The 23,254-nt window shown below is 64.2% G+C and carries 19 protein-coding genes; 13 read left to right on the top strand and 6 right to left on the bottom strand.

The genetic code is table 11. The features are described 5' to 3' along the window. Positions 1-81 precede the first annotated feature (81 nt). From rpsB to HNR05_RS06010, 9 genes are all read left to right on the top strand, one after another. Positions 82-990, top strand: a complete 909-nt coding sequence (gene rpsB / locus HNR05_RS06050) for a 30S ribosomal protein S2 (RefSeq protein ID WP_179578206.1) — start codon at positions 82-84, stop codon at positions 988-990. Positions 991-1,001: 11 nt separating this feature from the next. Beyond that, a complete protein-coding gene (tsf, locus tag HNR05_RS06045) occupies positions 1,002-1,829 on the top strand; it encodes a translation elongation factor Ts (RefSeq protein WP_179578205.1) in 828 nt (275 codons plus the stop codon). 108 nt (positions 1,830-1,937) lie between these two features. Beyond that, entirely contained in the window at positions 1,938-2,669 is a 732-nt protein-coding gene (pyrH, locus tag HNR05_RS06040) for a UMP kinase (protein ID WP_179578204.1), read from the top strand. Positions 2,670-2,700: 31 nt separating this feature from the next. Next, a complete protein-coding gene (gene frr / locus HNR05_RS06035) occupies positions 2,701-3,255 on the top strand; it encodes a ribosome recycling factor (protein ID WP_179578203.1) in 555 nt (184 codons plus the stop codon). A 14-nt stretch (positions 3,256-3,269) separates the two neighbouring features. Further along, a complete protein-coding gene (locus tag HNR05_RS06030; protein WP_179578202.1) occupies positions 3,270-4,250 on the top strand; it encodes a phosphatidate cytidylyltransferase in 981 nt (326 codons plus the stop codon). 48 nt (positions 4,251-4,298) lie between these two features. Next, positions 4,299-4,847, top strand: a complete 549-nt coding sequence (locus HNR05_RS06025; protein WP_179578201.1) for a DivIVA domain-containing protein — start codon at positions 4,299-4,301, stop codon at positions 4,845-4,847. A gap of 113 nt (positions 4,848-4,960) precedes the next feature. After that, a complete protein-coding gene (locus tag HNR05_RS06020; RefSeq protein ID WP_179578200.1) occupies positions 4,961-5,560 on the top strand; it encodes an aggregation-promoting factor C-terminal-like domain-containing protein in 600 nt (199 codons plus the stop codon). A 46-nt stretch (positions 5,561-5,606) separates the two neighbouring features. Beyond that, positions 5,607-5,906 (top strand): Rv1322 family protein, encoded by a 300-nt coding sequence (locus HNR05_RS06015; RefSeq protein ID WP_179578199.1) that lies wholly within the window; start codon positions 5,607-5,609, stop codon positions 5,904-5,906. A gap of 33 nt (positions 5,907-5,939) precedes the next feature. Beyond that, positions 5,940-6,668: an alpha/beta hydrolase gene (locus tag HNR05_RS06010; RefSeq protein WP_179578198.1), complete on the top strand. Its 729-nt coding sequence runs from the start codon at positions 5,940-5,942 to the stop codon at positions 6,666-6,668. Positions 6,669-6,683: 15 nt separating this feature from the next. On the opposite strand, the gene HNR05_RS06005 is transcribed toward HNR05_RS06010, so the two are convergent. Both HNR05_RS06005 and HNR05_RS06000 read right to left on the bottom strand, forming a co-directional pair. After that, positions 6,684-7,733: an AI-2E family transporter gene (locus HNR05_RS06005; RefSeq protein WP_179578197.1), complete on the bottom strand. Its 1,050-nt coding sequence runs from the start codon at positions 7,731-7,733 to the stop codon at positions 6,684-6,686. A 39-nt stretch (positions 7,734-7,772) separates the two neighbouring features. Beyond that, positions 7,773-9,386: a DivIVA domain-containing protein gene (locus tag HNR05_RS06000; RefSeq protein WP_179578196.1), complete on the bottom strand. Its 1,614-nt coding sequence runs from the start codon at positions 9,384-9,386 to the stop codon at positions 7,773-7,775. A 213-nt stretch (positions 9,387-9,599) separates the two neighbouring features. Here HNR05_RS06000 and HNR05_RS05995 point away from each other — a divergent pair, with 213 nt between their 5' ends. Beyond that, a complete protein-coding gene (locus tag HNR05_RS05995; protein WP_179578195.1) occupies positions 9,600-11,441 on the top strand; it encodes a DUF8094 domain-containing protein in 1,842 nt (613 codons plus the stop codon). After that, a complete protein-coding gene (locus HNR05_RS05990) occupies positions 11,438-12,421 on the top strand; it encodes a tetratricopeptide repeat protein (protein ID WP_179578194.1) in 984 nt (327 codons plus the stop codon). The genes HNR05_RS05995 and HNR05_RS05990 overlap by 4 nt, the downstream gene beginning before the upstream one ends. A gap of 47 nt (positions 12,422-12,468) precedes the next feature. On the opposite strand, the gene glgB is transcribed toward HNR05_RS05990, so the two are convergent. Both glgB and HNR05_RS05980 read right to left on the bottom strand, forming a co-directional pair. Beyond that, entirely contained in the window at positions 12,469-14,685 is a 2,217-nt protein-coding gene (gene glgB, locus HNR05_RS05985) for a 1,4-alpha-glucan branching protein GlgB (RefSeq protein ID WP_179578193.1), read from the bottom strand. Further along, positions 14,682-16,718, bottom strand: coding sequence for an alpha-1,4-glucan--maltose-1-phosphate maltosyltransferase (locus HNR05_RS05980; protein WP_343062481.1), 2,037 nt, complete (start codon positions 16,716-16,718; stop codon positions 14,682-14,684). The genes glgB and HNR05_RS05980 overlap by 4 nt, the downstream gene beginning before the upstream one ends. 81 nt (positions 16,719-16,799) lie before the next feature. Between HNR05_RS05980 and glgP the strand changes: the two genes are divergently transcribed. Then, positions 16,800-19,412, top strand: coding sequence for an alpha-glucan family phosphorylase (gene glgP, locus HNR05_RS05975; RefSeq protein WP_179578192.1), 2,613 nt, complete (start codon positions 16,800-16,802; stop codon positions 19,410-19,412). A 21-nt stretch (positions 19,413-19,433) separates the two neighbouring features. Here glgP and ybaK read toward each other — a convergent pair whose 3' ends face one another. After that, positions 19,434-19,928, bottom strand: a complete 495-nt coding sequence (gene ybaK, locus HNR05_RS05970; RefSeq protein ID WP_343062480.1) for a Cys-tRNA(Pro) deacylase — start codon at positions 19,926-19,928, stop codon at positions 19,434-19,436. A gap of 4 nt (positions 19,929-19,932) precedes the next feature. After that, entirely contained in the window at positions 19,933-21,987 is a 2,055-nt protein-coding gene (gene glgX, locus HNR05_RS05965; protein WP_179578190.1) for a glycogen debranching protein GlgX, read from the bottom strand. A 33-nt stretch (positions 21,988-22,020) separates the two neighbouring features. Here glgX and HNR05_RS05960 point away from each other — a divergent pair, with 33 nt between their 5' ends. Next, positions 22,021-23,208 (top strand): cysteine desulfurase family protein, encoded by a 1,188-nt coding sequence (locus HNR05_RS05960; protein ID WP_179578189.1) that lies wholly within the window; start codon positions 22,021-22,023, stop codon positions 23,206-23,208. Positions 23,209-23,254: the final 46 nt, after the last annotated feature.

Below are 23,254 nucleotides of genomic sequence, written 5' to 3'. Positions count from 1 at the left end.
AGTAATGATCAACCGATCATTGCGCAAACCGATTGTCGTTGTGCTGCCCAGGCGCACAACGTCGGATAAGGAGAACGGCTCATGGCCGTCGTAACAATCCGCCAGCTGCTCGACAGCGGCGTTCACTTCGGGCACCAGACCCGTCGCTGGAACCCGAAGATGAAGCGCTTCATCTTCACCGAGCGTTCGGGCATCTACATCATCGACCTGCAGCAGTCGCTCGCATTCGTCGACAAGGCTTATGACTTCGTCAAGGAGACCGTCGCACACGGCGGAACCATCCTCTTTGTCGGCACCAAGAAGCAGGCACAGGAATCGATCTCGGAGCAGGCGACTCGCGTCGGCCAGCCCTACGTCAACCAGCGCTGGCTCGGTGGCCTCCTCACCAACTTCCAGACCGTGTCGAAGCGTCTCGCTCGCATGAAGGAACTGGAAGAACTGGACTTCGATGACACCGCGAAGAGCGGTTTCACGAAGAAGGAACTGCTCATCAAGAAGCGCGAGCTCGTCAAGCTGCACAAGAGCCTCGGTGGTATCCGCAACCTCACGAAGACGCCGTCGGCGCTGTGGGTTGTCGACACCAACAAGGAGCACCTCGCTATCGACGAAGCCAAGAAGCTTGGTATCCCCGTCATCGCGATCCTCGACACGAACTGCGACCCGGACGACGTCCAGTACCCGATCCCGGGCAACGACGACGCCATCCGTTCGGTCGGCCTGCTGACCCGCATCATTGCGGACGCAGCGGCAGAGGGCCTCATCCAGCGTCACCAGAAGCCTGAAGAGGGCGTCGAGGTTGAGCCGCTGGCTGCCTGGGAAGCAGAGCTTCTCCAGGCCTCAGAGACCACCGAAGCTGAGTCCACCCCGGCCCAGTCCTCCGCCGAGACCGCCAAGGTCGCCGACGCGGCTGTGGCAGCCGTCGAAGCCGACTTCGTCGAAGGCGAAGTTGCCGCGGTTGTTGCAGAGTCCGCCGCTGACGAGACCAAGTAAGGAACCCAGTTATGGCAAGCATTAGCCTCGCTGACGTCAAGGCCCTGCGCGAACGCCTCGGCACCGGCATGGTCGACACCAAGAACGCTCTCGTCGAAGCCGATGGCGACATGGAAAAGGCCGTCGAGATCCTGCGTCTTAAGGGTGCAAAGGGCAACGCCAAGCGCGCTGACCGTTCCACCTCTGAGGGACTCGTCGCCGCCAAGGAAATCGGCAACACGGCCACACTGATCGAACTCGCGTGCGAGACCGACTTTGTTGCGAAGGGCGACAAGTTCGTCGCCCTGGCCGACAAGGTTCTGGATGCGGTTGCCGCCGCCGCTGCGACCACACTTGAGGAAGCTCTTGCAGCTCCCGCGGGTGCCGGTGACGTCGCAACGCTCATCAACGACGAGGCCGCAATCCTCGGCGAGAAGATCGAGCTGCGTCGCATCGCAGCCGTTTCGGGTGAGAACTTCGCAATCTACCTGCACAAGACCAGCAAGGACCTGCCCCCGCAGGTCGGCGTTGTGGTCGGCTACACGGGTGACGACGCAGAAACGGCTCGCAGCATCGCGCAGCACATCTCTTTCGCCGACCCCGAGTTCCTGTCGAAGGACGACGTTCCTGCCGAGGCCGTCGAGTCCGAGCGCAAGATCGTCACCGAAATCTCGAAGAACGAAGGCAAGCCCGAAGCGGCACTGCCCAAGATCGTCGAGGGTCGTGTGAACGCCTTCTTCAAGCAGGTCGCACTGCTCGAGCAGGATTACGCCAAGGACAACAAGCAGTCGGTGTCGAAGGTTCTCTCCGATGCAGGCGTTACGGTCTCAGGCTTCGCCCGATTCAAGGTCGGCGCGTAACTGAAACTATGAGGGAGACCGGATAGCGTAAGCCATCCGGTCTCCCTTTTCTGTGCGCCCACGCGCCAGTAGCTTTATCACCAGGACACAACGGAAGGGCTCGTACGCATGTCAGAAACGATCCAGAATCAGACAACCACGAAGCGCAGAGTTCTCCTCAAGCTTTCCGGCGAGGCATTCGGAGGCGGCGCCCTCGGCGTGAATCCCGACGTGGTGGGCGCGCTCGCCCGTGAAATCGCCGAGGCTGCCAAAACAGTAGAGATTGCCATCGTCGTCGGCGGCGGCAATTTCTTCCGCGGCGCCGAACTTTCCCAGCGCGGCATGGATCGCGGTCGTGCCGATTACATGGGAATGCTGGGTACCGTGATGAACGCCCTCGCGCTGCAGGACTTCCTGGAGCAGGCCGGCGCCGAAACTCGTGTGCAGTCGGCCATCGCGATGACCCAGGTGGCTGAGCCGTATATTCCGCGCCGCGCAGAGCGCCACCTGGAGAAGGGTCGCGTTGTTATTTTCGGTGCCGGCGCCGGGCTGCCGTACTTCTCGACCGACACCGTTGCCGCACAGCGCGCGCTCGAAATCTCGGCCGACGTGGTGCTTGTCGCCAAGAACGGCGTTGACGGCGTGTACTCCGACGACCCGCGGACCAACCCTGACGCACACAAGATCGATGCAATCACCTACCAGGATGCCCTCCAACGCGGGCTGAAGGTCGTTGACTCGACCGCTTTCAGCCTGTGCATGGATAACGGCATGCCGATGCAGGTCTTTGGCATGGCACCGGACGGCAACGTCACGGCGGCTATTCTCGGTGCCGACCTCGGCACCCTCGTGTCCAACTAAGATTAGTGAAGCCCACACAGAAGGAGTCCCCGTGATTACGGATGTTCTGTCCGACGCCGCCGAGCGTATGACTAAGACGCTCGAAGCCGCCAAAGATGATTTTGGCACTGTGCGCACCGGACGCGCCAACCCCCAACTCTTCGCCAAGATCATGGTGAGCTACTACGGTACGCCGACCCCGCTGAACCAGCTGGCGGCACTGCAGAACCAAGAAGCACGCACGCTTCTCATTACCCCCTACGACAAGGGTGCACTGCGCGATATCGAGCAGGCCATCCGCGACACGCCCAACCTGGGAGCCAACGTCGGCAACGACGGCGCCATCATTCGGGCCAGCCTTCCCGAGCTGACCGCTGATCGCCGCAAAGAGTTCGTGAAGATCGTGCGCACCAAGGGTGAAGACGCCAAGGTGTCCGTGCGCAACATCCGTCGCAAGGCGAAAGATGAGCTTGACGCGTTGAAAAGTGAAGTCGGTGACGACGAGGTGGCGCGCGCTGAGAAAGAGCTGGAGCAGATCACGAAGAGCCACGTTGACAGCATCGACGACGCGTTGAAGCGCAAGGAATCCGAACTCCTCGAGCTCTAGGGGAGATCATCGACATGGTGGATGATCCGCAGGGGGGCCGACCGCACCGGCGGGGGCATGGCGTCACCCGTGCCGAATTTCGTGCGCAGGTGCGCCAGAAGCGTGCCGACGTGGAGCGTCAGGTGCACGCGACACGCGCGCAGATCGACGCGACGAACGCCCGTATTGAAGCGCGCACCGGCCGTAACCTCATTCTGGCGATTCTGATCGGCCTGGTGCTGGGTCTCGCCCTGGTGGGCAGCCTCATTTTCATCAAGGAACTGTTCATGGCCTTTGCGGTCGTGATCGTTGGGTTTACGGCGTTTGAATTCGTTCAGGCGCTGCGCCATGCCGGCCGGAACGTGCCGCCTATTCCTGTGGTTATCGCGGCGATCTCCGTGGTCCCGGCCGCGTTCTACTGGGACGCACCGGGACAGTGGCTGACCTTGCTCGGGGGGATCGCCTTCATCGCGCTCTGGCGCGTCGTTGAAATGGCCTGGCCCAGTCGGCGGGTGCCGCCTGCCGACATGTTGAAAGACATCGGCGGCGGATTTCTCGTTCAGGTGTACGTCGTTTTTCTGGCAAGTTTCTCCGTGCTGCTGACGACTCAGCCGGGCGGGGAATGGTGGACCCTGGCGTTTATTCTCCTGGTTGTTTCGGCGGACACCGGCGCCTACGTGAGCGGACTGAATTTCGGCAAACACAAGATGGCGCCGACCATTAGCCCGAAAAAGACCTGGGAAGGCTTTCTGGGCGCGGTGCTCGCGTGCCTGATCGTGGGAGTTCTGCTGGCACTGTTCATGCTGGGCGAGCCGTGGTGGTTCGGGCTGATTTTCGGTGCCGTGATGGTGCTGACCGCGACATTCGGTGATCTTGCAGAATCCCTGATCAAACGTGATCTCGGGATCAAAGACATGAGCTCATGGCTCCCGGGCCACGGGGGGTTCCTCGATCGACTCGATTCGATTCTTCCGTCTGCCGCCGCTGCCTACGCGCTCTACCTGATCTTCGCCTAGCCGTGTCGCCTTTCGACAATGCGTGCGTTCGTGGGGGAGAATGAGCCGGTGAGCACTACGTTTCCTCGAACCGGCAAGAAGACCCTCGGCTATGCCATTTCCCAGGTGGACGACTTCCTCGCCTCCGCCCGGCAGGCGTACGACGCTGCAGGCCCGTCCGACACGCTCACGGCGCAGCAGATCCGCGCCACGGCATTCTCGATGGCAAAGAACGGTTACTCCGCCGAGCATGTGGATGCCGCTCTTGAGCGCCTCGAAGACGCGTTTGCGGCCCGCGAACGTGCCGGAGCGACCCAGGCGGTGGGGGAGGAGGCCTGGCTTGCCGACGCGCAGCGTGAGGCCCAGGTTCTCGTGGCCCGCCTTCGCCGACCAGGCGGAAAGCGCTTTGCCCGGACCAGTTTTTTGAGTATTGGCTACAACCGCACCGATGTCGATCGCTTTTCCTCCCGGCTGGTGAAATACTTCGACAGTGATTTTCCGCTCACCGCCGACGATGTTCGGGGCGCAGTCTTTCGCCCACAACGCGGCGGGTACCGCGAAAACCAGGTCGACGCCGTGCTCGACAGCGTCGTGGACGTCATGTTGGCCGTGCGCTGATCGTGCGTGGCGATCTGGCTCAGGCACGGGATTTCGGCTAGGGTCGAATACCGATGGGTAGATATTCGAAGACAATCGAGCGAGTCGCGGTCGTGAGGCCGGTGAAAGCTCGAATGTACCGACCCCCTTCGCGTAGCCGCGCCGCTCTGTTCGTGTTCGCGTTCACTGCCGCGTCAAGCTTCATCCTCGTGAACGTCGTCGATCCGTATTCTGGCGCAACCGCTTCCCCGTATTACCAAGCGCCCTCGGATCGCTTTGGCGGGTTGAACGAACAAAGCATTGTCGTTGCGTCGACGTTCAACCACACAATCACCCGGGACACCTTCCGCTCGGAGGCCGCACCCCCGCCCCCGCCTCCTCCCGTCGCCGAAACCGCCCGCTTCAGCGCGCCCGCAGCGGCGATTCCGGATCCAGGCTCAGCACAGGCGTACGCTGCCGGCGCCGTGTCCGCTCGCGGCTGGGGAACCGAGCAGTTCGATTGCCTGGTCTCGCTCTGGAGCCGCGAATCGGGCTGGCGAGTGAACGCAATGAACGGCTCGAGCGGGGCTTACGGCATTCCGCAGGCCTTGCCCGGCTCGAAGATGGCCTCAGCGGGCAGCGACTGGGAGACGAACGCGGCAACCCAGATTGAGTGGGGCCTCGGCTACATCGGCGGTCGCTACGGGAGTCCCTGCGGCGCCTGGGCGCACTCTGAGGATGCGGGCTGGTACTAGCCACTTCGCGATCGGTGCGGGCAATTCTCTCCCATAGACTTGTTTCATGCCTCGCAGTAACCGCCCCAAAGGACACCGAAATGGCCCGGGCGAGCCTGAGGCGAACGACCTTTCCCAGCTTCGTGCGGGGTGGCGTCGCAGCGAAACCAAACGTGACGGCGAGTGGAACGTGCAGCCCATCTCGGCTGCCCAGGCGGTGAAGAGCTATCTCTGCCCCGGCTGCAACCTCGAAATCGCCCCGGGGCGTTCACACCTCGTCGCCTGGCGTGCCGACGGTGTGACCGGTGACGCTGCCGACGTTGCCGGGCGCCGACATTGGCATTCGCACTGCTGGCGGATCAAATAGTCACCCACTCGCACTATTCCTGAAGGAGCTCAAATGGAGCACGACACCGTCGAGGTCCGCGGAGGCGTCGAACTGCCGGCCCTGCGCGAGCACATTGAACTGCACACGAGTGACGGAGTGACTCTCGTGGGCGAACTGGCGACGCCCCGTGATCGTGTGCCGGTCGCAACCCTCGTGACCCTGCATCCTCTGCCCACCGCGGGCGGTTTCATGGACTCGCACATTCTGCGCAAGGCATCGGGACGGCTTCCCGCTCTCGCCGACATCGCCGTGCTGCGGTTCAATACGCGTGGAACCAGTTCGCCGCGCGGCACGAGTGGCGGCACGTTCGGTGCGGGTGTCACCGAACGTGCCGATGTTGCCGCGGCAATGGACTTCGTCAGGGCACGGTCATTGCCGAATCCGTGGCTCGTCGGTTGGTCGTTCGGCACGGAATTGGCCATCAAATACGGGCTCGAGCATCCGATCAGGGGCGCCATCCTGCTCTCCCCTCCGCTGCACCGGGCCACGGATGCCGAGTTGGCGGCGTGGGCCGGTGACTCTCGCCGTCTCGTCGCGCTGATCCCAGAACATGACGACTATCTGCAGCCGGCCGAGGCGCGCGAGCGTTTCAGGAGCGTTCCCGACGCCACGTTGATCGCCGTCGATGGTGGCAAACACCTCTGGGTGGGCGAGAACCAGACTCGCCGCGTGCTCAACGAAATCGTCGCGGTTGTCAACCCCGCGGCGGCGCCGTTGCCCACGGTGTGGACGGCGCCGTAGCCGCAGGGCGCGTGTTTAGAGTTCGTTCTGGCGGGGGACCACAACCTGCTTGATGATCATGAGCACCGATGCGGCGACCGGAATCGCGATGAGCGCTCCGAGAAGGCCCAGCAGGCTCCCTCCGGCCAACGCTGCGATCACGACGAGTGCGCCCGGCACCGCAACCGCCCGGTTCATGATGTTCGGGCTGAGAACGTATGCTTCGACCTGCATGTACACGAGATAGTAGATTGCGGCGACGAGCGCGGTGAGCGGTGAACTTCCGATGCCCGGAATTAAACAGGTCAGCACGATGATCACCGAACCCGTGATGGTACCCACCAGCGGAATGAGCGACAGCAGGAACGCGATGAACGCGAGCAGGGCCGGGAATGGAGCCCCGATGATCGAGAGAAAGATGAAGCTGAGCACGCCGTTGCAGGCGGCGAGTGCCGCCTGGCCGACCACATAACGGCCGACGGCCGTCGTGATTTGCTCGCTCAGGTCCGCGAAACGCTCACGCTTTGATGCGGGTACAAGCTGGTACGTCGCGCGTTTGAGGCTTCCGAGGGATGCCGTGAAGTAGAGCGTGAGAATGAGGATGATCAGGCCACCGAAAAGTCCGCTGACGACGGCGAGGCCCGATTGCACGATGGTGGAGGTGATGCTGGTGAGATTGCCTCCGAGGTAGTCGGTGATCGAGGAAGCAATCTTGTCGATCTTGAGGGCCGGGAACTGCTGTTGCAGATCATCGATCAGTGTCGACGTATTGATGCCGTCGATCAGCTGAGGAATGATTTTTGAGAGCTTGGCGACCTGGTCGACGACGATCGGAATGATCGCGAAGACGACGCCGGTGAGTACCCCCAGTACTCCCACCAACACGGTCAAGATGGCGGCCCAGCGCGGGAACTTCTTCTTCTCGAGCCACGATACTGCCGGGTCGAGTCCTAAGGAGAGGAACAGCGCTGCGCCGATGTACGTGATGATCGTTTGCAGGGTGATCACCGAGCTGATGATGAGCAGGCCGACGCCGACGCCGAGCGTGCCGATCAGCCCCAAGCGAAACGCGTTGTGGATCTTCACTGGTTCATCCCCATCTTTCGGTCAACCGGTCACGTGGAACTATTCGGTATCGGAGGCGACCTTCTCGGCTTGCGTCAGAACTCCACGCAGGCTCTCGAAGTAGCCGGCGACGGCATCGCGTTCAATACGAATCTGGGCGAGTCGGGCATCTGCGTCGGCCACGATCGCGTGAGTGCGGTCCTCCGCATCCGCAACGAGCGCGCTCGCCTTGTCTTGAGCGTCCTGCACGATCCGCTCGGCCTGGTCTTCTGCGGCCTGCTTCTGGGCCTTGGCTTCGTCGCGGGCAACCGTGTCGAGTTGCTCATTGAGCGCACGCAGTTCAACGGTTCGATTCGACGTCTCAGTCAGCTGGTTCGTGGCATCCGCTTGGAACTTCTGCGTCTGTGAAACGGCTTCCTGGTGACGGGCAAGCAAGTCCTTCTCTGCCTCGTCACGGCGCGCCTTCAACTCGACCTCGAAGTCGGCACGGGCCTGTTCGATTTCACGCTTCTGCCGGGCAGCCTCGTGCTCGCCCTTCTTGCGAGCTGCGGTGAGGTGATTCTCAAGATCGATTCGAGCCTGTTCGCTCTCGGCCTCGAAGTCGGCCCGGGCCTGCTCCGTGCCCCGGGCAAGGTCGGCTCTGGACTGCTGCACCTCGGCGGCGAGATCTGCCCGAGCGAGACCGAGCTCGTGGGTCACCGCGGCACGTTTGCGGTCGAGTTCACGGGCCAGATCGGTGTGAGCCTGGTCGCTCCGCACGTCGAGGTCGATGCGAGCCTGTTCGATCTCGCGTGCAAGCTCAGTGCGCGCCTGCTCGAGCTCTGCGGCGAGATCGGCGCGTGCATCTTCGATCTCCTGGGCCAGGGCGATTCGACTGGATGCCGTCTCGCGCTCAAGATCCACGCGGGCCTGTTCGGTTTCGGCGGCGAGGTCGATGCGAGTCTGCTCGGTTTCGCGAGTCAGATCTGCACGCTTCTGATCAAGTTCATGGGCGACCTCGGCACGGGTGAGCTCTGTTTCACTCGTAAGTCCTGCCGCAATTTCGCGAGCCTCGGTGGCTTCACGCTGGGCAACGACTCGGACTTCGGCGGCTTCCCGTTCGGCGTCGGAACGGATGGCAGCAACTTCACGCTTTACTGTTGCGCGCAATTCGGCGGCTTCCGTCGCAACGGCACCGCGGGTGAAGGCTGCCTCATGCGCGGCATCCTGCGTGATCAGTTCACGCTCTTCCTGAGCGCGTGCGACCAGATCATCAGCCTCAGCTCGGGCGTCTTCCAGGATCCGTCGGGCCTTGATGGTTGCGTCAGACAGTGTGCGCTCGGCGTGCTCGGTGGCATCGCGACGGAGAGCCTGCACCTCGCCCTCGACGGAGGCGCGCAGCTTGTCTGCGTCGATGTCGGCCTGGGCGATCACGCGGGTTGACTGCTCTTCAGCGACCCGCAGTGTGTTTTCAAGTTTTGTGCCGAGACCCGAAAATGTGGGGCTTCCGACTTCTTCGATCTCGGCGTTGAGCTCGTCGATTCGGGCGGAAAGACGCTTGATCTCTTTGCCGGCCTCGGTGCTTTGTGCGTTGGCCTGAATCAGATCGCGGCGCAGGCCCTGCAGGGCCTTGTCAACCTCGTCCTTGTCATAGCCGCGAAAGGCCTGAGTGAAGTCACCTTCGTCGGTCGCCACGTTTTTCTCCTCATAACGGTGCCCGAACTCAACGAGCCTTGCAATTTTAGCCTGACCGGAGATCCAATCATGCCGACTCGCACAAGGCTACTATTAGGCGGCACTCAGGGTGACCCAGTATCGTTGCGTTTCTGTGTCTGTTGTCTTTCAGGCTCGAAAAGGGGTTGCGCGTACATCATCGCGTCACTGCAATGGCAACACAGGAAGGTATTCGTGCGTTTTGTTTTTGCCATCGTGGCACTCGTCTTATCGGTCGTGATGATCGTGCTCGGCTTCGCCCAGCGAACGGTGTTCCTCGAGCCGGCCTCAACCAGCCTGAGCGCGAGCATTCCCGACGGTGCTCCCTACGCCGTTATCGACGCGTCGGCACTGGCCGCGCATGCAGGGCCGCAAACCCTCACGATCAGTGGCGGTTCACCCGTGTTCATGGCCTATGGGCGCAGCGAAGACGTGCGTGCCTGGGTTGATGGATCGACCTATTCCGACGTGTCGCTGAAGAAGGACGGCACAGCGCTGAAGGCAAAGATCCACACGGCGCCGGCACCTGAGACGCCGTCGTCAACGTCGTCACCGTCGACTCCGTCGCCCTCCTCTCCGCCCGCCATCGGGACGCCGGACGCCACTGCCGCGCTTCCGACGAATCCTGCTGGCTCTGACCTCTGGCTCGAGGAATTCAGCGCGCAGCAGCACCTGACACGAACGATCAACGTGCCGGCGGGAATTTCGGTGATCGTCGCATCGGACGGAACGAAGCCGGCCCCGACTCGGGTGAGCGTCGAATGGCCCACCAATAACGCCACCCCGTGGGCTGGACCCTTGATCGTCGGGGGTGCCGTTCTGGCCCTGATCGGGCTCGCACTCTATCTGTGGGCTCTTCTGCACCTGCGTCGTTCGCAAGGGCCCCGTCGCAACCTTCCGCGAGGTCCCCGAATGCCGAAGCTTCCGCGCGCGCCGCGGCCGAAAGCCATCAAGGCGAGTGAGATCACCGGTCCGCGTCGATCAATGATCGCGATCGTGCCCGTGCTGCTTGTTTCGGGCCTGGTACTCACGGGGTGCTCACCGGATTTCTGGCCCAGCTCGTCCGGCGCGGTCACGCCGACGGCCTCACCCACGTTGGACGCGACAGCAGCTCCCGACGCGGCCGCTGATATCCCGCTCCCGGCCGTGACAGTGCCGCAGCTGGAGCAGATCGTTCACCGCATCGCCGCTGTTGCCACCGAGGCGGACACGTCACTGAGCTCCGACGCGATCGCGACTCGGTTCACCGGGCCCGCGCTGGAACAACGCTTGATCAACTATAAGATCCGTGCCGTGAAGGCAGACGTGGCCCCGGTACAGGCGATCCCTGACTCCACTTTTGCGCTCACCCTTCCCCAGCAGTCGCCAGGATGGCCGCGCATGGTGATGACGGTGGTCGAAGGAACAAACCCCAAGGAAGCTCCGACGGCACTCGTCTTGACGCAGCAGTCGCCGCGCGCCAACTATCTCGTCGAGTACGCCATTCAGCTGGTCCCGGCTGCCCCCGTGCCCGACGTGGCCCCGGCCGCGATCGGTGCCCCGATCATCAAGCCTGACGTCAAACTTCTGGTGTTGCCGCCAGACAAGATCGCCGCGGCTTATGGGGATGTCCTGCAGAAGGGGGAGGCGAGTGAGTACTCCGACCTGTTTGAGGTGAAGGGTGACACCTTCCGTGCTCAGGTTCAGGCCTCTAAGGATCAGACCGCTGCCGAGCTTCCGTCGACCGCCGCGATTGAGTATTCGGTGGCTCCCGGTTCCGGGCAGCCGCTCGCCCTGGCGACGAACGACTCGGGAGGAATCGTCGCCGTGAACCTCAACGAGATCGCGACCGTGAGACCTGTCGACGCCGGCGCAACTGTGAGTTCGAATCCCGATTCGGCCAGTGCGGCGCTGTCGGGTGTGGCGTCATCCGCCAAGGGTCTTCAAAGCACCTATTCCGACCAGCTTCTCTTCCATGTTCCGGCCGCTGGCTCGGGCGAAAAAATTGTTCTCCTTGGTTTCGCCCAAGGACTGATTGCTTCTGTGGAGCTCCCATGACCTCTGTTCCTCCCTCCGGCGTCAATCTCCGTGGCGCTGTCGATCTCTCGTCACTCGTGAACCGACCGGCACCCGGAGCCGCCTCGGCACCCCGCGTGGCGGGCGATCCTGGGGCAACCGGTGCCGGTGCAGCCGGCGCCGTCGTGCCGGTTCCGAGCCTCGTACTCGAGGGCACCGACGCCAACTTCGGTGAGCTGCTTGAGCTTTCGATGAGCGTTCCGGTGATCGTCGGACTGTGGGCCGCGTGGTCAGAGCCGAGCACGACGCTCACCCCCGTACTGGCGAAACTCGCCACCGAGTTCGGCGGGCGTTTCGTGCTCACCACAGTCGATGTCGATGCCAACCCTCAGCTGGCACAGGCGTTTGCCGCGCAATCGGTGCCGACTGTTGCCGCTGTGCTCAGCGGTCAGCCGGTTCAGCTCTTCTCCGGTGCCATCCCTGAAGCCGAGATTCGCGATGTCGTCGCTCGACTGCTCGACCTCGCCGCGCAAAACGGGGTCACTGGTGTCGCGGAATCGACAGATTCAGCAACCGATTCCGCGGCGGCCGAGCCCGTCGAACCGGAATTGCCGCCGCTGCATCAGGCTGCCTATGACGCCATCGAGCGGGCGGACTACCCGGCAGCTATTGCCGCATACAAGTCAGCCCTGGCCAGCGATCCTCGCGACACCATGGCCGTCGCCGGCCTGGCGCAGGTGAGCCTGCTGCACCGGCTGCAGGGTCAGACCATCGAACAGATTCGGAGCCGGGCCGCCGCGGCCCCCGACGATGTCGATGCACAGCTGTTGGTGGCCGACCTCGACCTGTCGGGCGGACATATCGCGGACGCGTTCGACCGGCTGCTGAGGTTGTTTCCGACGCTCGATGCGGCGGGTAAGAACCTGGTGCGGGCGCGACTTCTCGAACTCTTCGAGGTCGTCGGGGTGGAAGACCCTCGGGTGGCCCCGGCTCGTGCACGCTTGGCTGGACTGCTCTACTAACTCCACACCACTTTCAGGTCGTCCTGTCCGTTTCGGCAGCCGTCGTTTCAGTGCCTCAGCTTCAACCAGAGGCCGGCCAGCGGCGGCAGCGTGAGCGAGACAGAGGCCGGTCGGCCCGCCCAAGGCTCGGCCACAGCATGCGCCTGTCCGAGGTTGCCGACGCCGGAACCGCCGAACTCATGGGCATCCGTGTTCAGTAATTCATCCCAGATGCCGGCGGCGGGCAGCCCGATTCGATAGTCGACGTGCGGAGCGCCTGAGAAGTTGAACAGGCAGGCGATGGGGTTGCCGTCTGAGTCCCAACGCAGGAACGAGACGACGTTCTCGGCTGCCGCCCCACCGTCCAACCACTCGAATCCGGCCGAATCATTGTCGAGCGCCCACAGGCTCGGTGTCGCCCGATAGGTTCGGTTCAACGCGCCGACAAGTGCGAAGAGACCTCGGTGGTCGGGCTGGTCGAGCATCCACCAGTCGAGGCCGCGTTGCTCACTCCACTCGGAGCGCTGGCCGAACTCCTGGCCCATGAACAGCAATTGTTTACCCGGATGCGCCCACATGAACGACAGGTACGCGCGCACATTAGCGAGCTGCTGCCACGAGTCGCCGGGCATCTTTGACACCAGGGAACCCTTGCCGTGGACGACCTCGTCATGGCTGATCGGCAACAGAAAATTCTCACTGAACGCATACGCGAACGAGAAGGTGATGTCGTTGTGGTGATACGCGCGATACACCGGATCGACCTGCATGTAGCGCAGCGAGTCGTGCATCCAGCCCATGTTCCACTTGAGCCCGAAGCCCAATCCGCCGGCGAAAGTCGGCGCAGTCACGCCGGGCCAGCTGGTGGATTCTTCGGCGATGATGAGAGTACCCGGGTTGCGCTTATAGGCGGTGGCCGTGACTTCTTGGAGGAGCGCGATCGCCTCGAGATTCTCGCGCCCACCGTGAACGTTCGGCGCCCACTGGCCGTCTTCGCGCGAATAGTCGAGGTAGAGCATCGATGCGACGGCATCGACACGCAACCCGTCGATGTGAAACTCCTCGAGCCAGTAGAGGGCGTTGGCGACCAAGAAATTGCGCACCTGCGGTCGCCCGAAGTCGAAGACGTAGGTGCCCCAATCCAGCTGTTCTCCGCGTCGGGGGTCAGGATGCTCATAGAGGGCCTGGCCGTCAAAACGGGCCAGTGCGAAGTCGTCTTTCGGGAAATGGCCCGGTACCCAGTCCATAATCACGCCGATGTCGGCTTGATGCAGCCTGTCAATCAGGTAGCGCAGGTCGTCGGGATGGCCGAATCTGCTCGTCGGGGCGTAATAGCCGGTCACCTGGTAACCCCACGAGGGCCCATACGGATGCTCCGCGAGCGGCATGAACTCGACGTGCGTGAATGCGAGCTCGTGCAGATATTCGATCAGTTCATCGGCGAGCTCTCGGTAGCCCAGCCCGGGTCGCCACGATCCCACGTGCATCTCGTAGATGCTGAGTGGTGCGTCGTGCGGGTCGGTGGCCGCACGGCGGTGCAGCCAGGCGGCATCCGCCCACTCATAGTTGGTCTGTCCGATCACCGAAGCGGTCTTCGGCGGCAGCTCCGTGTACCGAGCCATCGGGTCCGCTTTGGTGACCCATTCGCCGGCCGCGCCGAGTATCTCAAACTTGTACGCAGAACCCGGCTCCAGTGCCGGCACGAAGATCTCCCAGACGCCCGTGCCGGCCAGGTTGCGCAGGCCATGAGCAATGCCGTTCCAGGCATTGAAATCGCCGATCACCCGCACCGCCTGGGCGTGTGGCGCCCACACCGCGAACGCCGTGCCGGTGGTCGTGCCACGCACGCCGCCGTGGTCACGATAGTGCGCGCCCAGCACCTCCCACAGGCGTTCGTGTCGGCCTTCGCTGATCAGGTGCAGGTCGAGTTCGCCGAGCGTGGGCTGGTAGCGGTAGGGGTCGTCGGTGATCCACGGTGGGGCATCCGCATATCGGGTGTCAATCACGTAGTCCTGGGGCCCCACGATCGACACACCCTGCCAGATGCCGAAGCCGAGGTGGGCCAGCTCGACGCGGGCGCCGGTCGCCAGAACCGCGGTGACCTCGGTGGCGAGGGGGCGGAGGGCACGGATGACGGTGAGCGGGTCGGTAACCTCCGTCGCGCCGAACGGGTGGGCACCGAGCACGGCGTGGGGGTCGGCCGAGGCGCCGTCGGCGATGCGGGCGAGAACCTCAGCGGGGATCTCAGGAACGGGGACGCCTTCGGCGTGCCGGGCGGGTGTCATGGGCGCACTCCGTGTCGTGAGGGGAGAACGTGCAGGATGTGCACGGGTTCGGTGAAGGCATCGAGGCGCACATAATTGTCGCCCGACCAGGTCCAGATCGACCCGGTGATGAGGTCGTGCACGTCGTACGCCTCACCCGGCGCGATGCCGAATCGGCTCACGTCGAGGTGCACCACGCTCTGTCGCACCGAATGAGGGTCGACGTTCGCCACAACGATGACGGCGTCGTGCTGCCCGGTGCCCGTGAACCGGGCATCCAGGAACTTGCTGTAGACGAGGATGCCACTGTCGTCGCTGTCGTGAATGTGCAGATTGCGGAGTTGTCGCAGTGCCGGATGCTCGGCACGGATACGGTTCAGCAGGGTGAGGAACGGGGCCAGGGAAGTGCCTGCCGCCTCGGCCCGCGCGAAACTGCGTGGTCGATACTCGTACTTTTCGCTATCGATGTTCTCTTCGGCCCCCGCCCGGGCAACGCTCTCGAACAGCTCAAAGCCGGCGTAGACGCCCCAGCTGGGGGCCGCCGTCGCGGCGAGTGCCGCGCGGATTTTGAACGCAGCGGGACCGCCGAACTGCAGGTACTCCGTGAGAATGTCCGGCGTGTTCACAAACAGGTTGGGGCGCAGGTAGTCGGCCGTCTCGTGGGCGAGAGAGTCGAAGAACTCCTCGAGCTCCGCCTTTGTGTTGCGCCAGGTGAAATAGGTGTACGACTGCTGGAAGCCCACCTGGGCGAGGGCCTGCAACAGGGCCGGACGGGTGAAGGCCTCGGCGAGGAAGACGACATCTGGGAACTCGGCATTCACCGTCGCAATGAGCCATTCCCAGAAGTCGAGGGGCTTCGTGTGCGGGTTGTCGACCCGGAAGATGCTCACCCCCGTGCCAATCCAGTGCCGCAGCACACGCAGCGCTTCGGCACGGATGCCGACGGGATCGTTGTCGAAATTGATCGGATAGATGTCTTGGTACTTCTTGGGCGGATTCTCGGCGTATGCGATGCTGCCGTCGGGCAGCGTCGTGAACCACTCGGGGTGCTCGTACACCCACGGGTGATCCGGTGAGGCTTGCAGCGCGAAGTCGAGGGCAATGTCGATTCCGGATGCCGCGGCCTGGGCGACGAAGAATCTGAAGTCGTCGAGGGTGCCCAGATCGGGGTGTACCGCATCGTGCCCGCCCGCAGACGAGCCGATGGCCCAGGGCGAACCTGGATCGAACGGGCCGGCCGTCAACGTGTTGTTGGGTCCTTTCCGGAAGGCATGGCCGATCGGATGGATGGGCGGCAGATAGACCACGTCGAAGCCCATTGCCGCCACGTCGGCCAAGCGCGGCGCGGCGGTGCGGAACGTACCACTGGTCCAGGATCCGTCGGGAGCCTTGCGCGCACCCTCCGAGCGGGGGAAGAACTCGTACCAGGAGCCGACCCCGGCCCGGGTGCGCTCCACAACGACCCGGCGGGATTCGGATTCGCTCGCGAGTGAGGTAAGGGGATGCACGGCGAGTGCCGCCTGCAGCGCTGGGTCGTCGACCAGAGCCAGGCGCTCGGCGGCCGGAACGGCGGTGTCGAGGAAGGTGCGGGCGGCCGCGGTGAATCGGCGCTTGTCGGCGGCTGAACGGGCCGGCTCGGCGGCCGCGCGCCGGGCCAGCTCGGCCCCGAGTGCGAACGTCAGCTCGACGTCGAGGTCGGCCGGAATCTTGATTCGCGCCGTGTGGACCCAGGTCGCGAAATCGTCGGAATAGGCGCGTACCCGATACCGCCAGCAGCCCTGCGCGGTGACCTGAACGAGTGCCTCGTAGCGGTCGGTGCCCGGTGCGACGAGCCGCATCGGATGGGAGGTCTCGGTTTCGTTGGGGGAGATGAGCAGCAGGGTGACGCCGATCAGATCGTGCCCTTCGCGAAACGCCGTGGCTCGAAACGGCACCACCTCGCCGACAAACGCCTTCGCCGGCCAGCGATTGTCGTTCAGCTGCGGGGACAAATCGAGGATCGGAATGCGTCCGATGCCGGGGCCTGCTGACTGCTTCTCTGCTCTCGGGGTCACACCTTGACCGTAGCGTGAAATACACTCAAATCAGGCTCTGCGCTGTATCCATTCGTCACAGTGCGCCCCTAGGGTTGAGCCGTGAAGGCGATCCGCAAATTTACCGTCCGTGCTGTTCTTCCCCCTGCGCTGGCCGCACTCGACGAGTTGGCCGGCAACCTGCGCTGGTCCTGGCATGAGCCCACCCGCGTGCTCTTCGATCACATTGAGCCCGAGCTGTGGCGCGAGGTGGGTCACGACCCGACTGCGCTGCTCGGAGCCGTCGCTCCGGCGCGACTCATCGAGCTGGCGTCCGACGTCGACTACGTCGCGGGCGTCAATGCGATGCGCGACGACCTGCGCGAGTATCTCGAGAAGCCGCGGTGGTATCAGGGGCTGGACGGCGACAAACCGGCGGCTATCGCCTACTTCTCACCCGAATTCGGTATCGCCGCAGCGCTGCCGCAGTACTCCGGCGGCCTCGGAATTCTGGCCGGGGACCATCTGAAGAGCGCCTCCGACCTCGGAGTTCCGCTGATCGGTGTCGGATTGTTCTACCGCGCCGGCTACTTCAGTCAGGCGATCGCGGCCGACGGCTGGCAACTCGAAAGCTACCCGCTGCTGGATCCCGACGGGCTGCCCTTGTCGGTGGTCAGGCGCCCCGACGGCTCGGCGATGCCCGTCGCGCTGGCCCTTCCCGACGGCCGTACTTTGCACGCACGCATCTGGAAGGCCGCCGTCGGCCGCATCACCCTGCTGCTTCTCGACACCGACATCCCGGAAAACGACGATGACCTGCGTCAGGTCACCGACCGTCTCTATGGTGGCGGCGGTGAGCATCGGCTGCTGCAGGAGCTGCTGCTGGGCATCGGGGGAGCCCGCGCGGTCAAGCGATGGACCGCGCTCACCGGGCATCCCGAGCCGGATGTCTTTCACACCAACGAGGGCCATGCCGGCTTTCTCGGCCTCGAACGCATCTCGAGCCTGATGGGTGAGGGCCTTGACTTTGGCGAGGCTCTGCAGGTGGCCCGGGCCGGTACCGTTTTCACCACACACACGCCGGTGGCGGCGGGCATCGACAGATTTGAACTCGATCTGGTTCGGCGCTACTTCAGCTCCGATCTTCTGCCGGCCGTGAACGTCGATGACGTGCTGGCGCTCGGCGCCGAGGCCGACGGGGCGGCTGACGTGTTCAACATGGCGGTGATGGGCCTGCGTCTCGGCCAACACGCCAATGGGGTGTCGAAGCTGCACGGCGAAGTGAGCCGACGCCTGTTCGCAGCTCTCTGGCCCGGATTCGACGAATCCGAGATCCCGATCGACTCGATCACCAACGGCGTGCATGCCCCCACCTGGACCGACCCGGCGCTGCTGGCCCTCGCCGAGACTCGGCTCGGCACGAGCGACACGGCGAACGCGGACTGGGCGTCGTCGCGGGTGAGCGATGACGAACTGTGGGCCGTGCGCACCGCACTGCGTCACCAATTTGTGACGGATGCCCGGCTTCGGCTGGCCGACAGCTGGCGCCAGCAGCACCCCGGCGGTACCGTTCCCGGCTGGATCGGCGACGTCTTCGACCCCACCGTGCTCACCATCGGCTTTGCTCGCCGGGTGCCGAGCTACAAACGCCTCACTCTCATGCTGCATGATCCGAATCGGCTGCGCGCCCTCCTCACCCACCCCGAGCATCCGATCCAGATCGTGATCGCGGGGAAGTCGCATCCGGCCGATGACGAGGGCAAGCGTCTGATTCAGCAGATCGTGCAGTTCGCAGACGACCCGAAGTTGAGACAACGGATCGCGTTCCTCCCCGACTACAACATCGCGATGGCCCAGTTGATGTACCCGGGCACCGACGTCTGGTTGAACAACCCGCTGCGGCCGTTCGAGGCCTGTGGCACGTCGGGCATGAAGGCGGCGCTGAACGGCGCGCTCAACCTGTCGATTCTCGACGGCTGGTGGCCTGAATACTATGACGGACAGAACGGCTGGGCCATTCCCTCGGCGAATGCCGGCGGCGATGCTGCCGAACGAGACAGGTTCGAAGCCGAAGCGCTCTACGATTTGATCGAGCATCAGGTTGCGCCCTCGTTCTACGACCGGTCCGAGACGGGCATTCCCGTGCGGTGGGTCGACTCGATCCGGCACTCCCTCGCCGGGCTCTCACCCGAGGTCTCCGCCGACCGGATGGTGAAGGATTACGTCGAGAAGATGTACCGCCCGGCCGGACGGGCCGAGGCTCGGCTGTCGGCCGACAACTACCGAGCCGCGCGGGAGCTCGCCGCCTGGAAACACGCGGTGGTCGAAGCCTGGCCCGGCGTCTCGGTGGCGCATGTCGAATCGGGTGGTGTGGCCGAGGTTCCCGAGGTGGGTGATGAGCTTCATCTGCGGGCTCACGTGCACCTGGGCGGGCTGTCGCCGGACGACGTGAACGTTCAGGTGGTGTACGGAACGAGCCACCGAGACGACGAACTGAGCGACGTGCACGTTCAGACGTTGACACCGGCAACGGGGACCGACCCCGATGCTGCTCCAGACGTGGCTGCGGATGCCGCCCCGGCTGCCGAGGGGAACGGCACCGATGGTGCGCGCCTGTTCGTCGGCACGGTCACGCTGAACCACTCGGGAGGCTTCGGCTACACCGTGCGGGTGGTGCCGAGGCATCCCCTGCTGCACAGCGCAGCCGAAATGGGGCTCGTCGCTGTCGCCGGCTGAGCCGCCTCGCGTGCTGACCCGTTAGCCGCGGGCGAGTGCGACGAAGGTTCCGCCGGTCGCCCGGGCAAGCGCTGCGGGGGCAAGCTCGATGTCGAAACCGCGGCGGCCACCCGAAACGAACACGGTGTCGAAGAGTTCGGCAGACTCGTCGATCACCGTCGTCAACGCGGTTTTCTGACCGATCGGGCTGATGCCGCCCACCACGTAGCCGGTCTTGCGCTCGGCGAGTCGGGGGTCGGCCATTGTCGCCTTCTTGGCGCCGACTGCTGCCGCGAGAGCCTTCAGATCGAGCAGGCCTGTGACCGGCACAATGGCGACCACCAGCACACCGTCCGCATCGGCGAGCAGCGTCTTGAAGACGCGGTCCGGTTCGAGACCGAGCTTCTCCGCAGCCTCGAGCCCGAAATTGGGCGCGGCAGGGTCATGCTCATAGAGGTGCGGCAGAAAGGCGATCCCGGCCTGCGTCAAAGCGAGGGTTGCGGGCGTGCCGGTGCCGCCGGTCGTCTTCTTCACCACGCCTCTAGTCTGCACGGTACAACTGCATCGAGGTTCCGGCGACGACAACCCGGGACCCGGGGCCCAGAGGGGTGACGGCAGCAGCCGGATCGGGAACGGCATCGAGGTTGGAATCCCAGAGCAGGGTGTACGCACTGACCTCTGGATGCTCGGCCAGTGTCACGACGGTGTCCTGCTCAAGGGCATGCACGACCAGCAGTACCCGGTTTCGCTCATTCTGCGTCGGGGTTGAGGCAGTGATGTACTGCAGCGTGCGTTGCTCGGGGGAGTTCCAATCGGATTCCGACATGGAACCGCCGCCGGTGTCGTACCAGTCCATCTGGCTTGAGCCCGGCACATGCTCGCCGAGGCGGGCGTAGTGCTCGGGACGAAGCGCCGGGTTCTCGCGCCGCACCTGCAGCAGGCGGCGCGTGACGCCGTACAGGTCGTGCTGCCAGGGCTCGAACTCCCAGTTGAGCCAGGTCAATTCGCTGTCCTGGCAGTAGGCATTGTTGTTGCCGCGTTGACTGCGCCCGAACTCGTCGCCGGCCGTGATCATCGGCACACCGGCCGAGAGCAGCAGGGTACCGAGTAGGTTGCGCATCGCCTTGCGCCGGGCCGCGAGGATGACCGGATCTGAGCTGGGGCCTTCGACGCCGTGATTGAAGGAGTTATTGGTGTCGGTGCCGTCCCGGTTGGCTTCGCCGTTACCCAGATTGTGCTTCACGTTGTATGCAGTCAGATCGGCCAGCGTGAATCCGTCGTGGGCCGTGATGAAATTGAGGGAGGCAAGCGGTCCACGCTCGGCGGCAAACGTATTCGCCGACCCGGCCAGGCGGGTTGCGAATCGGCCGATCCCGCTGCCGGCCGACCCGCTCTGTCGGGCCTGCGCGATGTCGCCGAGCCAGAAATCCCGCATCCGATCGCGGTAACGATCGTTCCACTCCGTCCATCCGGTGGCGAAATGCCCGGTCTGCCAGCCGCCGGGACCCAGATCCCACGGCTCGGCGATGATCTTCACGCCGGAGAGCCGGGAGTCGTCGCGGATGGCGGTGAGGAGGGGATGGTCGGGCTGAAAGTTCAGATCGGCGTCCCGGCCGAGCGTGACGGCCAGGTCGAACCGGAACCCGTCAATCTGCACCTCGTCGGCCCAGTAGCGCAGGGAGTCGAGCACCAGACGCTGCGGAACCTCGTGTGAATAGTTGACGGTGTTGCCGCATCCGGTCACATCGAGGGAGGCGCCGGAGGCGTCGTGCCGGTAATAGGCGGCATTGTCAATGCCGCGCAGGCTCGTCACCGGCCCACCCAGGCCTTCCTCAGCGGTGTGGTTATAGACCACGTCGAGGATGACCTCGAGGCCGGCCTCATGCAGCAGCCTGACCATTGTTTTGAATTCGGTAAGCACGGCCCCGGGCCCCGCTGCCTGCGCCGATGAGGTTGCGTACTCCGGGTGAGGGCTGAAGAAGTTCGCGGTGTTGTAGCCCCAATAGTTGATGAGTCCCTGTTTGATCAGGCGCTGCTCGGGCAGAAAGGCATGTACCGGAAGCAACTCAACCGAGGTGACACCGAGATCGGTGAGGTAGGCGATCGTCTCGGGGTGGGCGAGTCCGGCGTAGGTGCCGCGCAGTTCGGCGGGGATGGCTCGGTTCTGCTTGGTGAGCCCGCGCACGTGCGCCTCATAGAGCACGGCGCGACCATGCGGAATCTGTGGCTTCGTCGAAGACCCCCAGTCGAATGCGGTGTCGACGACGACCGAGTGGTAGCGGCCGGTTCCGACCCGCACCACGCCCCGCGAATAGGGCTCGATGAGCGTCAGTTCAGGCTGAAAGGCGTTGTTCGTGCCCGACGGACCCGACACTCGAATGCCGTAGCGACGCCCCGGCACCAGCAGAGGCGTCGTCGCCGACCACACATTGTGACTGTCCCGCGCCAGGGGAAGAGTCGTGACGATCCAATTCGGGTCGGTGTCGTCGAAGAGGCAGAGCTCCATGGCATCCGCCTGCTCGGACCATACCCGCAGCTCACCACCACTCGGGGTGAGCCGCACTCCGAGGTCGTGCAGATCATCAGAGGCACTCATGCGTTCTAGAGTAATGAGTGTGAGGTGTGTGAAATGACCGTTTACCTGGACCATGCGGCGACGACACCGATGCTCCCCGCTGCGATTGATGCCTATGCGCAGGCGATGACCCTGGTCGGCAACCCTGCTTCGATCCACAGTCACGGACAGAATGCGAAACGGATGCTCGAGGAGGCTCGCGAGCAGGTGGCCGCGAGCGTCCGCTGCGACCCCATTGAGGTGGTCTTCACCGGCGGGGGAACCGAATCGGTGAACCTGGGAATCAAGGGACTGTACTGGGCGCGCTCGCCGCGCCGCCGCATCCTCGCTCCCGGGGGAGAACACCACGCCACTATCGACACCATTGATTGGTTGGTCAGTCACGAGAACGCCCTCGTCGAGTGGATCCCGCTGGATGCACTCGGCCGGATCGACGTGGCGGCACTCGAGCGCGCAATTGCCCGCAACCCCGACGACGTCGCGCTCGTCACCCTGCTCGCCGCGAACAACGAGGTCGGAACCGTGCAGCCCGTGGCAGACGTGGCGGCACTCGCCGCAGCCCACGGTATCCCCGTTCATATCGACGCCGTGTCGGCCTATGGGCACCAACCGATCGACTTTGCGGCGCTCGCCGCGGTGGGTGTGTCTGCCCTCAGCATTTCGGCCCACAAGATCGGTGGTCCAGTGGGCATCGGTGCCCTCGTTCTGGCCCGCACCGCGAAGGTCGAACCATTGATCCACGGTGGTGGGCAGCAGCGTCAGGTGCGCAGTGGCACACAGGACGTCGCGGCGGCCGTCTCCTTCGCCGTGGCCGCCACGGCGGCAACCGCGCAGATCCGCTCAGAGACTCTGCGTCTGGGCGCCTTGCGTGACCGGCTGGTTGCGGGCGTGCAGGGTGCGGTGCCCGCGGTCGTCGTGAACGGCGACCCGGATGCCGCCGGCCGGCTCGCCGGTACAGCCCACTTCACCTTCGGCGGCTGTGAGGGCGATTCGTTGCTGTTCCTACTCGACGTCGCCGGGGTATCGGTCTCGACAGGGTCGGCCTGCCAGGCCGGCATCGCCGAGCCCTCACACGTCTTACGCGCGATGGGTCGGAGCGAGGTGGAGGCTCGGGGGGCGTTGCGGGTGACGCTCGGACGCACGACCACTGCCGATGACATCGACGCGTTGATCGCAGCACTGCCGGCGGCGTATGCACAGGCGTCGCTCGCCGGGTTCGCCGACCGCACTCCGACGCTTTAGTTTCGGCGGCCGAGCGACACTCAGCCAGTGCCGCGTACACTTATCC

Origin of the sequence: Leifsonia psychrotolerans (genome assembly GCF_013410665.1) — a bacterium.
Classification (GTDB): domain Bacteria; phylum Actinomycetota; class Actinomycetes; order Actinomycetales; family Microbacteriaceae; genus Cryobacterium; species Cryobacterium psychrotolerans_A.
Note: the sequence above shows the minus strand (reverse complement) of the source record. Positions and strands in the feature narration are given on the sequence as shown.